Consider the following 12987-nt stretch of genomic DNA (forward strand, 5'->3'; position numbering starts at 1 on the left):
AAAATGGATTATGAAAAGGTATTAAAAGATTTTGAAGAGTTTTTGCAGAATTATCCTCTTGATTTTGAAGGATTTCATCCTTATTTTCAAAAGGCATTTTGGGAGATGCTTTTAAATGGCGGTAAAAGGTTTAGACCTGCTTTGCTTTTAGCAGTTGTAGAATCTTATGCTCCTGTGTTATTAAAAAATGCTTTTTTACCAGCACTAGCTTTGGAATGTTTGCATACTTATTCTTTAATACATGATGATTTACCTTGTATGGACAACGCAGATTTAAGAAGAGGTCATCCTACTTTGCATAAAACTTATGATATTACTACAGCTACTTTAGTGGGCGATGGTTTAAATACTTTTAGTTTTTATCTTCTTACACAAGCAAGACTAAGTCCTGAAAATAAACTTAAAATGATTGAGGTTTTGAGTACAAATGGTGGAGTAGGGGGGATGATTATAGGGCAGGCAATGGATTGTTATTTTGAGAATCAAAAACTACCTTTGGAAAAACTTTATCTTATTCATCTTAATAAGACTGCAAAACTTATTGCAACAAGTTTGTATATGGGTGGATTAGTTGTAAATTTAGATCAAAAAAGTTTGCATAATCTTTATAATTTTGGGATTACTTTGGGAATATTTTTTCAAGTGCGTGATGATATTATTGATTGCGTACATACACAAGAAGAAGCAGGTAAAACGACACAAAATGATTCCTATAAAAATAGTTATGTGAATTTATTGGGACTTGATGGTGCTAGAGATGAGCTGAAGAGATTAAAAGAAACACTTTTGCAAGAAATGGAAAAATTTCCAGAAAAATTGCAACAAAATCTTCAATGGCTTTTGAAGAAGTATTTTAAGGATGAAATATGAAAAAAATATTATTAACAAATGATGATGGGTTTGATTCTAATGGATTATTAGCATTAAAAGAGGCTTTGAGTGATATTGCTCAAGTATTAATTGTGGCACCCGCAAGAGAAAAATCTGCTTGTGGACATGGTTTATGTCTTACGCAACCTTTGAAGTTTATTAAAGTAGATGATGATTTTTATAAGCTTGATGATGGTGGTCCCACGGATTGTGTTTATTTGGCATTAAATGCAATTTATAAAGATGGTAAAAAACCTGATTTAGTGATTTCAGGAATTAATTTGGGTTCAAATATGGGAGAAGATACAACCTATTCAGGAACGCTTGCAGGAGCTATGGAAGGGGTAATACAAGGGGTTCCATCAATTGCTATTTCACAAGTTATGCGAGATAAAAATCTCTCTAGTGAATTTGATTTTGCACTTGCTAAAAAAGTAATTAGAGAATTGGTAGAAAAAATTTTTAACAACTCCTTTCCTTTGGGAGATAGAAAATTATTAAATGTTAATGTACCTCAGATTGGTATAGAAAAATTTAAGGGGTATAAAATCACTCAAAAGGGATATCGGCTTTATACAAATAATGCACATTTAAATAGGGATCCTAGGGGCAATGAGTATTATTGGTTAGGTTTGCAACCATTAGCATGGCGTGAGCGAGGAGGAGTGTCTTCAGATTTTGCTGCAACAAAAGAAGGGTATGTTTCTATTACACCTATTACTTTAAATCTTACAAGTTATGAAGATATAGCAATGCTAGAAGGGTGGCTAGGTGAGTGAAAAAAATCCTTATTATTTGTCTTTTTTTAGGGCAATTTTTTGCTAACCCTTTTCTTTCGTTAGATGGAAAGGTAAAATATCCTTCTTTAAAGCACTTTGAATATGTTAATCCTGATGCCAAAAAAGGTGGGGTGTTTAGAAATTATGCATTGGGGAGTTTTGATAGTCTTAATCCATTTTTATTGCAAGGTAATCCCGCACAAGGTTTGGAACTTTTGTATGATACTTTGATGGTGCAAAGCCTTGATGAGCCTTATAGTCAGTATGGATTATTGGCAGATGATGTCCAGGTAGCAAAGGATTTTTATTCTGTGACTTTTCATATTAACCCTTTAGCAAGATTTCATGATGGTGTGCCTGTGAGTGCAGAAGATGTGAAATTTAGTTTTGATATTTTAAGAGAAAAAGGTTCTGTAATTTTTCGGCAATATTATGCAGATGTCAAAGAGGCGATAATTTTAGACAAACAAACTATAAAATTTATTTTTAAAACTAATAAAAATCGTGAATTACCGCTAATTTTGGGACAATTGCAAATTTTACCTAAACATTTTTATGGAAAAAATCATGAATTTGATAAAGATGTTTTACAAAAACCGCTAGGTAGTGGTCCTTATTTTATTGCATCTTTTGATATAGGTAAAAAAATTACTTATGAGCGCAATAAGAATTATTGGGCTAAGAATCTACCTGTAGTAAGGGGAATGTATAATTTTGATTTTATAGTTTATGAATATTATAAAGATGAAAGTGTGGCACTTAAGGCATTTTTAAAGGGGGATTATGATTGGCGTTTAGAGAGTACAGCAAAACTTTGGGCACGCGGATATACAGGTAGGCTTATTAAAGAAGAAAAGATAAAAAAAGTTATGTTAAAAAATGGATTTCCTAGCGGTATGCAAGGGTTTTTTATGAATACTAGGAGAGAGGTTTTTAAAAACCCCTTAGTGCGAGAAGCATTATTATATGCCTTTGATGGGGAATGGAGCAATAAAAATTTATTTTTTTCTCAATATCAAAGAACACTAAGTTATTTTGATAATTCTGTTTATGCTATGCAAAACATCATTAGCGAAGATGAAAAAAAGGTGCTAGAGCCTTATATGCAGATTCTAGATAAGAAATATCCTCGCTTACTAAAAGAGGCTTTTGTAATACCAAGGACAGATGGAGCAAAAAAGATAGGTGAGAATAAAAGAGAAAATCTTAAATATGCAAGAGATTTATTAAAAAAAGCAGGATATGAAATTAAGGATTTTAAACTAGTGAATATAAAGACGGGAAAACCTTTTGTTTTTACCTTGACTTTAAATAATCCTGCTTTTGAGAGACTGGCTTTGAGTTTTGCAAAAAACTTGGAGATTTTGGGGATTGATATGCAAATTGAAGTGGTAGATTCTTCGCGTTATGCAAATTTGGTGAGGAACTTTGATTATGACATGATTGTTGGTGTGATTGGACAATCACTTTTTCCAGGTAATGAGCAAATGTATTATTGGGGGAGTAAGAGCGCAGATATGCCAGGGAGTCGTAATTATTCTGGAATCAAAGATGAAATGATTGATGATTTGATTAAAAGATTAATTAATGCAAAAGATAATCAAGAGCAAATTATTATTACCAGGGTGTTAGATCGTGTTCTTTCTTGGGGTTTTTATGTGATTCCACATTTTTATTTACCTTCATATCGTATTGCATATGCTAAAAAAATTATGATGCCAAAAATTTTACCTCAATATGGAGTTGATCCTAATACTTGGTGGATGGAGGAGTGATGTATTCTTATATCTTCAAGCGTTTACTGCTAATCTTCCCCACACTTTTTGGAATCTTAAGTATTAATTTTTTTATTATTCAACTTTCTCCTGGAGGGCCGGTTGAGCAAATGATAAATAAAATTGATTCTTTGCAAAATCAAACAGAAGTACATAATTCTAGTGCAAAAATTGGTGCTTATCGTGGTGCTAGTGGAGTTGATGCAGAAGCTTTAGAAGAGATTAAAAAAATGTATGGGTTTGATAAGCCTATTTTAGAGCGTTATGTTTTAATGCTTAAAAATTATTTGCAATTTGATTTTGGTAGAAGTTATTATCGTCAAATTAGTGTAATTGATCTTATTAAGGAAAAAATGCCTGTCTCTATAAGTCTTGGGGTTTTTAGCACATTGATTGTTTATCTTTTAGGGATTCCTTTGGGGATTTTTAAGGCATATAGAGATGGTGGTAGATGGGATATTTTAAGTAGTGTTTTGATTATTTTTGCAAATGCTATTCCTGTGTTTTTATTTGGAATCTTGCTGATTGTATTATTTGCTAGTGGAAATTATTGGGATCTTTTCCCTTTAAGGGGCTTGGTAAGTGATAATTTTGCAGAGTTAAGTACTTGGGGAAAAATAAAAGATTATTTATGGCATTTAGTTTTACCGGTTACATGTCTTAGTATTGGAGGATTTGCAACATTGGTTTTATTAGTGAAAAATTCTTTTTTAGATGAGATGCAGAAATATTATGTAACTTATTTAAGAATTAAGGGTGTTGGGGAGCAAAAAATTTTATATAAACATATTTTTAGAAATGCGATGTTGCTTGTAATTTCTTCATTTCCGGTGGTATTTTTAGGAATGTTTTTTTCGGGATCTTTATTAATTGAGATATTGTTTAGTCTTGATGGATTAGGACTTTTAGGGTATGATAGCCTATTACATCGTGATTATCCTGTTGTATTTGGGACATTGTATATTTTTACATTGCTTGGGTTGCTTGCAAGTCTGATTAGTGATATTTTATATGTTGTGGTGGATCCACGCATTCATTTTAATAAAAACTAAAGGTAGGTAAAGTGAAAGAGATTGGAGTAGGCATTATTGGGGTGGGTGTCGTAGGAAGTAGTGTTGTAAAGATTTTACGAGAAAATGAAGAGATTATTAGTGCAAGAATTGGTGCAAAACTTGTAGTCAAAAGAGGAGTGGTTAAGAATATCTCTAAAGCTCGTGATGTAGTTTTATCTCTGGATACTGATGAAGATGCATTGATTAATGATCCTAATGTGCAAATTGTTGTGGAATTAATGGGTGGTGTTGATGATGCGTATAGAATTGCTAAAAAGGTTTTAAAAAGTAATAAGAGTTTGGTAACTGCAAATAAAGCAATGCTTGCTTATTATCGCTATGAGCTTGAACAGATTGCAAAAGATAACTTTATTGGTTTTGAGGCAAGTGTATGTGGAGGTATCCCTATTATTAAGGCTCTTAAAGATGGATTAAGCGCAAATCATATTCTTTCTTTGCGAGGGATTTTAAATGGTACGAGTAACTATATTCTTTCACAAATGAGTCAACAAAAAATTAGTTTTGAAGCTGCGCTAAAGAGTGCACAGAATCTAGGATATGCTGAAGCAGATCCTAGTTTGGATATTAATGGTCAAGATGCAGGACATAAGCTTTTAATACTTGCATCTTTGGCGTATGGTATCAATGCAAAACCAGAAGAGATTATTATTGAAGGAATTACGAAAATTCACGGAGATGATATTGTTTTTGCACAAGATTTTGGATTTGTGATCAAACTTTTGGGAATTGCAAAAAAAGTTCATAATGAAGTGGAGTTGAGAGTACACCCTGTTCTCATTGATGAAAATAAAATGCTTGCAAAAGTAGATGGGGTAATGAATGCTATTAGTGTAATTGGAGATTGTGTAGGTGAAACATTGTATTATGGTGCTGGTGCGGGGGGAGATGCAACTGCTAGTGCTGTGATTAGTGATTTAATTGAGATTGCTAGAGGTAAAAATTCTGCAATGCTTGGCTTTGAAAAAGATCATTTTTCTTTGAAGCTTAGGGACAAAGGTTGTATTCAAAGTCGTTATTATTTAAGAATGAGTGCTTTTGATCGTGTAGGGGTTTTGACAAAAATTGCGGGAATTTTGAGCGAGAATAATATTTCTGTTGAGATGTTTTTACAAAAGCAGGCAAAAGATGAGATTGTTAGATTGTGTATTATTACTCATATTAGTTTGGAAGCAGATATAGTTCTTGCTCTGCAGAAAATTGATCAGCAGGAGTTTATTGTTGAGGAATCGTTTTTTATAAGAATTGAAGATTTTAAGTAATTTTTATTAATAATTGATGTTTGCTGTATGCTTAAGGTCTTTAGGAAGGGGTGGTATTATTTTATTTTCCTTGTATGTGTATTAAGCAAAAAGTAGGCAAAAAAAGAAAAAATGATAATTTTTATCTTGATTTCTAAAACAAAAAACTATTTTTAAACTCAAAAAATTACAAATAATTAACAATCACAGTGAATTTTTAAAGCTAGGAAGAAATAAAAAATATTTAGTAGAATTTATTTTGATTTTATTTGCACTTGTGTAAGCACTAAAGATAGCGCTTATATGAAAATCTTAAAAATCTTTACATTTTCTTGGTCTTGTAAAAAATAAAGAATAATAAAAATCTATATATTTACATCTTTATTATTTTTAATAAATATTAAGGTTTGTGGTAATTGGCCCATGTTTTTTTTTATTTTTAGCAAGTATATAAGGAATTATAGTAACGTATTTAATTATAAATATAATTTTAAATGTAACTTTTTAACTCAAGATAAAAAATAATTATAATTAATAAAATATTTTTTTCTTTTTTATAATAAAAATTGATACTATTGAGGAATTATCTATTGGAGAAGAAATGAAAAACTTTATAAAATATGCAAAACAAATTTTTCAAGTTGGTAGCGGTAATTTTTTAGAAATGTATGATTATATGATTTTTGGACTTTATGCTTCTATAATTGCTAAAGTATTTTTTCCTAATGAAAATCATTTTATCTCTATTGTTTATGCTTTTGGTGTTTTTGCAGCAGGGGCTTTTATGCGTCCTATTGGAGCAATTGTGCTTGGTGGATATATTGACAAATTTGGGAGAAAAAAAGGGCTTATTATGACTCTAGGATTAATGTCTATTGGAACTATTAGTATTGCCTTTTGTCCTAGTTATGAGCAGATTGGCATTATTGCACCAATTATTGTTTTGATTGGAAGATTGATACAAGGATTTAGTGCAGGAGCAGAACTTGGAGGAGTGAGTATATATCTTTCAGAGATTGCGCCAAAAGGGTTAAAAGGATTTTTTGTTGCTTGGCAAAGTGGAAGTCAACAAATTGCAACAGCGTTTGCTACTGGTATTGGTGTTATTTTACATTATTATTTTAGTGACGCGATGATGGAGAGTTGGGGTTGGAGAATACCATTTTTTATTGGCTGTCTGGTTATACCATTTATTTTTTATATTCGTAGAACTCTTGAAGAGACACCAGAGTTTGCTAAAAATCAAGCACATCAAATTAAAAAAACTTTTGGTGCGTTATTAAAAAATGTTTTTCAAAATTTTGGAACTATTATTGTTGGAATTATGTTGGTTATGACTACAACAGTATTTTATTATTTTATTTCTGTCTATACTCCTACTTATGCAAAAGAAGTTTTAAATTTTTCAAGAATAGAGAGTTTTGGAGTTACAGTGATTATTTCTCTTAGTAATTTATTTTGGCTTCTTGTATCTGGTTATATGAGCGATCGTATTGGGAGAAAAAAAGTCTTATTTACTGCTTCATTGCTAGGGATATTTATTTCATATCCTTTGCTTATTTATCTTACAAATAATATTAGTTTTACAAATTTAATTCTTGTAGAACTAGCCTTAAGTCTTGTTTACGGTGTATGGAATGGCACCATGACAGTAACTTTGTCAGAGATTATGCCATCTTCTGTAAAGGCAATGGGCTTCTCATTCTCTTATTCTGTAGCTGTGGCGGTTTTTGGTGGACTTACGCCAGCAGTCTCCACTTTTTTAATTGAGGTTACGCAAAATCGTGCAATTCCTGGAATCTGGTTAACCTGTGTTGCATGTATTTCATTTGTTGCCGTTTTAATTATCCGCAAAAAGATTTCTTAATTTCTTTACCTCCTTTTGAGGAGGTTGTGTGATTATTGGGTTTTAATAAGTTATTTGTTTGGTAATGTCTCTTTAAATTATTGATTTTTATCATATTTCTTAGTTTTATTTTTTGATTTAAAAGTGATTTTTAAAATATCTTTAATTTGTATTAATGCCTTGTTTGTTTTGTATTACATTACTTAAAATATTAAAAATCATAGAACTTTATCCATCTTTTTGTTTTTTTCTTTTTAATTCTATTTTGTATAAAACTTTATTCAAAACTCTATCATTTAGATTCTGCAATATATTTTTTACCTGAAACTGATAAAATATTACTAAAGCAATTTTATTTTTTTAAAAAAAATATTAATTAGCCTTCAAAATATTAGGGATCTATTGTTTTGTTTTATTTCAAAATATTGGATCTTTAAAGATGCGGACTTATTAATTTTTTTTACTTATATTAAAATAAAAATAAAGAGGGTTGTAAATGAAAATTCCAAGTAGTTTTTTACCAGCAGTTTTTTTTCCTAGTATTTTATTGATTGTAATTTTGGCTTTAGCGGGAATTAGTTATCCTGAGGCTACAAATTTGTTTTTGCAAAAGATTAAAGATTTTACTTTTGCGCGTTTTTCTTGGTTTTATGTTTTAGGTGTAAGTTTTTTTGTTGGTTTTATGGTGCTCCTAGCGCTTTCAAAGTTTGGGGATATAAAGCTAGGTTCTCAAAATGAGCGACCAGCTTTTTCTTTTGTTTCTTGGCTTTCTATGTTATTTGCCACTGGTATGGGTGTTGGGTTAATGTATTTTGGTGTAAGTGAGCCTTTGATACATAAATTTAAGCTTGAGGCAGATAAACAGGAGGCAATTCTCCATTCGCTTTTTCATTGGGGTGTGCACCCTTGGTCTATTTATGGTGTTACTGCACTTGCAATGGCGTATTTTGGTTTTAGATATAACGCACCACTAAGTCTACGTAGTGCGTTTTATCCTTTTTTAAAAGAAAAGATTTTTGGCTTTTGGGGGCATTTGATTGATGTTCTTGCTCTTATTGTCACAATTTTTGGAATTAGTACCACTCTTGGTTTTAGTGCCTCTCAACTTAATGCTGGATTAATAAAAATTGGTTGGCTAAATGAAAGTGGGTTTGTACAACAAGAAATTATTATTATTTGCGTTGTTGTTTTATCTACAATATCTGCAATTAGTGGTTTGAAAAAAGGCTTAAAATTTTTAAGTGAATTAAATTTGCTTTTGGCATTATGTTTAATGCTTTTTGTGTTGTTTAATGGAGATACTAATCATTTATTGGCAAGTTTTACTGCAAATATTGGTAATTATCTATCTAATTTAGTTAGTTTAAGTTTTAATACCTATGTTTATCAAGAGGGTTATTTAGATTGGTTTAAATCTTGGACGATTTTTTATTGGGCTTGGTGGATAAGCTGGGCGCCATTTGTTGGATTTTTTATTGCAAAAATATCAAGAGGTCGAACAATTAGGGAATTTATTTTTGGCGTTTTACTTGTGCCTACTACTTTTAATATTCTTTGGTTTAGCGTTTTTGGAAATAGTGCTTTAGACTTAGATATTCCTTTGAGTACAGGAGTGCAGCCAGAGAAGTTAATATTTGTATTTTTGGATCATTTCCCCTTTTCTACGCTTAGCACTATTATTGCACTGATTGTTCTCGTACTTTTCTTTATTACATCAGCAGATAGTGGTATCTTTGTTTTAAATTCTTTGGCAAGTTGTGGGAAGCAAAAAGAGTATAAATGGCAGAGCATACTTTGGGGAGGAGTGTTAATTTTATTGGCAAGTGGTTTGCTTTATTCTGGAGGATTGGATGCAATTTTAAATGCAATGATGATTGCAGCATTGCCTTTTGCTTTATTTTTGGTATTGGCATGTTTTAGTTTATTGAGGGGGTTGATTGTTGATGAGAGATATTTTAGTCAAGGGTTTACAGAATCTAGTATTTATTGGTCAGGAATGCATTGGAAAAAAAGATTGCAACAAATACTCAAGCAACCGCAAATTGGAGATATGAAGAATTTTATAGAAAAAGTAATAAGACCAGCTATGGAGGAGATAAAAGATTCTTTTGTGCAGCAGGGTCTTGTGGCTTATATTCAAGAGAAAAATGATAAAAAAATTACCATTGCGCTTATTGTGGAAAAAGCTTTGGCAAGGGATTTTTTATATGGTGTAGAAGTTGTTAAGAGGCGTGTGTCAGATGTATTACTAGAAGATGAAAAACTTCCCAATCTTTCAAAAAAATATGTTTTTGAACCAATTACATTTTTTGGTGATAGTAGAATGGGATATGATATTCAGTATATGACGAAAGAGGAAGTAATTGTAGATATTTTGAAGCAATATGAGTTATATTTGAGTTTGATTGATGAGAAAAATGAGATTCTTATCAAGGAATATAATGAGTAGGGAAAAAGGCATAATAGCAGAAAAAAAGGCAGGAGATTTTTTAAGGCAGAGGGGGTTTGAGATTATTGAATATAACTTTTTTTCTAAATATGGGGAGATAGACATTATTGCTTTAAAAGATAATATCGTGCATTTTGTTGAAGTGAAAAGCGGTGTAAATTTTAATCCTATTTATGCAATTACTGCTAAAAAAATAGAGAGAATTCTAAAAACAATCAAGTATTATATTTTATTAAACTCATTAGATTTACCTTATTGTATTGATGCGATTTGTATCGAAGACGGTTCGATTTCATTTATAGAGAATATTACTTTTTGATTAAAAAAATTATGTATAATTTTTTTAATCCAAGAGATTAAAAATTAAGGAGTAAATTATGGGACAATATATTGAATTAACTTCAGAGAATTTTGATTCTGTTACAAAAGAAGGAATCGCAGTAGTAGATTTTTGGGCACCTTGGTGTGGACCTTGTAGAATGCTTGCACCTGTGATTGATGAGCTAGCTAATGAATATGAAGGAAAAGCTGCAATTTGTAAGGTAAATACAGATGAGCAAGATGAGTTGTCTGCGAAATTTGGTATTAGAAGTATTCCTACAATTTTATTTATGAAAGATGGTCAAGTGGTTGATCAAATGGTGGGTGCAACTTCAAAACAAGAAATCATGAAAAAGATTGATGCGATTGCATAAGTGAGAGTAAATTAGCCATTTTTTAAGTGGCTAATGATTAGTATTTCCGTAATACCATTATGTGTAAGAATTATTAAAAAGGAATTATTATGATAGATTTAGCAATTATTGGTGGTGGTCCAGCTGGACTTTCCGCAGGGTTATACGCTACTCGTGGTGGTGTAAAGAATGTAGTTTTGTTTGAAAAAGGTATGCCTGGTGGACAAATTACAGGAAGTAGTGAAATTGAAAATTATCCCGGTGTTAAGGAAATATTAAGCGGATTAGATTTTATGCAACCTTGGCAAGAGCAATGCTTTCGTTTTGGATTAAAACACGAAATGACGCAGGTGGAGCGTATAGAAAAAAAAGATAATTATTTTGTGATTAAGCAAAATGATGGTAAGGAAATGCAAGCAAAAAGTGTAATTTTAGCTACTGGTGGTCGTCCTAAAAAAACAGGAATTAAGGGTGAGGATGTATTCTGGGGTAAAGGTGTAAGTACTTGTGCAACTTGTGATGGATTTTTTTATAAAAATAAAGAAGTTGTGGTTTTAGGTGGTGGTGATACTGCATTGGAAGAAGCAATCTATCTTACTAAAATGTGTAAAAAAGTTTATTTGATTCATAGAAGAGATACTTTTAGGGCAGCACCTGTAACTGTCGAGCATGCAAAGAATAATGAAAAAATTGAATTCCTTACTCCTTATGTTGTAGATGAAATTTTGGGAGATAATATGGGAGTTACTGGCGTGATGGTTAAAAATATTGAAACAGGAGAGACACGTCAATTAGATGTTCCCGGTATATTTATTTTTGTGGGCTATGAAGTAAATAATCAGGTGTTAAAACAAGAAGATGGTAGTATGCTTTGTGAGGTAGATGAGTTTGGAAGCATTGTAGTGGACCTTTCAATGAAAACTAATGTAGCTGGATTATTTGCTGCGGGAGATTTGAGAATTCAAGCTCCTAAGCAGGTAGTATGTGCTGCAGGAGATGGTGCTACTGCAGCATTGCAAGCTATAGCTTATTTAGATTCTCATAAATAAAAAGGAATTGAGACTTGAAAGTAGGGGTTTTTGGCGCAAATGGTAGAATTGGAAGGTTGTTGGTTGAAATTTTAAGTCAGCATCAAGAATGTAAATTAAGCACAGTATTTGTGAGAAATAAAATTGATGTGGCATTACCATCTGGTTGTTTGGTTACAAATGATTATCAAGAATTTATCAAAGCATGTGATGTAATTATTGATTTTTCTTTACCCGAAGCAACACAACAACTTTTAAATCATTTGTTAGTTTCTCCATTGCCTCTTGTATGTGGTACGACAGGTTTGCAATCAGAGGTGTTTAGTTTGATGGAGGAACTGGCTAAAAAAACCCCCGTTCTTTATGCAACAAATATGTCTAAGGGGGTTGCAATTTTAAATGCAGTTCTCAAAAAAGTTGCAATAAATTTTAAGGAATCAGATATCGAAATTTGTGAAATTCATCATCATAATAAAAAAGACGCACCAAGTGGTACCGCACTTACTCTTGCAGAAACTTGTGCAAAGTCTAGAAATCTGGATCTATCTAAAGTGCGTGTTAGTGGTAGAGATGGAAATATTGGTGCAAGAACAAAAGATGAAATTGGTGTAATTAGTCTTAGAGGTGGCGATGTTGTAGGACGTCATACAGTTGGGTTTTATGCAGATGGTGAATATCTTGAATTTACACATAATGCCACTTCACGCTTAACCTTTGCAAAGGGTGCTGTTGATGCAAGTATCTGGCTTGTTAGACAAAAAAATAATCTTTATCACATGCAAGACATGATGCAATTTTAATGTTAGATATTGACAATCAGACTTTAGTAAAACTTTCAAATTTAGAAAAACTAGAAAAAATTGCTTTGGTTGTAGGGCAACAAAAAAATATTGAGCTTCTTTTTGTAGATGAAAAAACTATTCAAGAAATTAATAGATTGTATCGTAATCAAAATAAACCCACAGATGTTTTGAGCTTCCCTTTAGATGATATGGGGGTTATTGATTTTTTACTAGGAAGTATTGTGATATGTATTCCTATTGCAGAGAAAATGGCAATCAAATATGGGCATACACTGGAAGAAGAGGTTGCACTACTTTTTATTCATGGCATTTTGCATTTACAGGGATATGATCACGAAAAAGATCAGGGGGAGCATAGAGAAGCAGAGAAAAAATGGGTGGAATATTTTAGGCTTCCTTCTAGTTTGATTGTTCGCACTATGGAATGATAAGATATTGATAAAAGTTAAGTT

12 protein-coding genes are annotated in these 12987 nt (G+C 31.7%); all 12 read left to right on the top strand.

Going from position 1 to position 12987, the window contains the following annotated elements; all coding sequences use genetic code 11:
* Positions 1–3 precede the first annotated feature (3 nt).
* The 12 genes from LW133_RS04220 to ybeY all read left to right on the top strand — a co-directional run bounded on the left by LW133_RS04220 (position 4) and on the right by ybeY (position 12963).
* Positions 4–870, top strand: a complete 867-nt coding sequence (locus LW133_RS04220) for a polyprenyl synthetase family protein (RefSeq protein ID WP_233076980.1) — start codon at positions 4–6, stop codon at positions 868–870.
* Positions 867–1649, top strand: coding sequence for a 5'/3'-nucleotidase SurE (gene surE / locus LW133_RS04225; protein WP_233076981.1), 783 nt, complete (start codon positions 867–869; stop codon positions 1647–1649). The genes LW133_RS04220 and surE overlap by 4 nt, the downstream gene beginning before the upstream one ends.
* A 5-nt stretch (positions 1650–1654) precedes the next feature.
* Positions 1655–3424, top strand: a complete 1770-nt coding sequence (locus LW133_RS04230) for an extracellular solute-binding protein (protein ID WP_233077015.1) — start codon at positions 1655–1657, stop codon at positions 3422–3424.
* Positions 3424–4476: a microcin C ABC transporter permease YejB gene (locus LW133_RS04235; protein WP_233076982.1), complete on the top strand. Its 1053-nt coding sequence runs from the start codon at positions 3424–3426 to the stop codon at positions 4474–4476. Before LW133_RS04230 ends, LW133_RS04235 begins: the two co-directional genes overlap by 1 nt.
* Before the next feature lie 11 nt (positions 4477–4487).
* Positions 4488–5756: a homoserine dehydrogenase gene (locus LW133_RS04240; protein WP_233076983.1), complete on the top strand. Its 1269-nt coding sequence runs from the start codon at positions 4488–4490 to the stop codon at positions 5754–5756.
* A 580-nt stretch (positions 5757–6336) separates the two neighbouring features.
* Positions 6337–7602: a tricarballylate/proton symporter TcuC gene (gene tcuC / locus LW133_RS04245; RefSeq protein ID WP_233076984.1), complete on the top strand. Its 1266-nt coding sequence runs from the start codon at positions 6337–6339 to the stop codon at positions 7600–7602.
* A 475-nt stretch (positions 7603–8077) separates the two neighbouring features.
* A complete protein-coding gene (locus LW133_RS04250; RefSeq protein ID WP_233076985.1) occupies positions 8078–10030 on the top strand; it encodes a BCCT family transporter in 1953 nt (650 codons plus the stop codon).
* Positions 9999–10349 carry a YraN family protein gene (locus LW133_RS04255; protein ID WP_233076986.1) on the top strand — a complete coding sequence of 117 codons (351 nt, stop codon included), beginning with the start codon at positions 9999–10001 and terminating at the stop codon, positions 10347–10349. The genes LW133_RS04250 and LW133_RS04255 overlap by 32 nt, the downstream gene beginning before the upstream one ends.
* Before the next feature lie 58 nt (positions 10350–10407).
* The gene (gene trxA, locus LW133_RS04260; RefSeq protein WP_233076987.1) at positions 10408–10725 is read left to right on the top strand and encodes a thioredoxin; all 318 of its coding nucleotides are present in this window, start codon (positions 10408–10410) and stop codon (positions 10723–10725) included.
* A gap of 89 nt (positions 10726–10814) precedes the next feature.
* On the top strand, positions 10815–11753 hold the full coding sequence (trxB, locus tag LW133_RS04265) for a thioredoxin-disulfide reductase (RefSeq protein ID WP_233076988.1): 939 nt from the start codon (positions 10815–10817) through the stop codon (positions 11751–11753).
* 14 nt (positions 11754–11767) lie between these two features.
* Complete coding sequence (gene dapB / locus LW133_RS04270; protein ID WP_233076989.1) at positions 11768–12532, top strand: 4-hydroxy-tetrahydrodipicolinate reductase; 765 nt, start codon at positions 11768–11770, stop codon at positions 12530–12532.
* Positions 12532–12963, top strand: a complete 432-nt coding sequence (gene ybeY / locus LW133_RS04275) for an rRNA maturation RNase YbeY (protein WP_233076990.1) — start codon at positions 12532–12534, stop codon at positions 12961–12963. The genes dapB and ybeY overlap by 1 nt, the downstream gene beginning before the upstream one ends.
* The last annotated feature ends 24 nt before the right edge of the window (positions 12964–12987 follow it).

The sequence above is a fragment of the Helicobacter anatolicus genome (assembly GCF_021300615.1).
In the GTDB taxonomy this organism is placed as follows: domain Bacteria; phylum Campylobacterota; class Campylobacteria; order Campylobacterales; family Helicobacteraceae; genus Helicobacter_H; species Helicobacter_H anatolicus.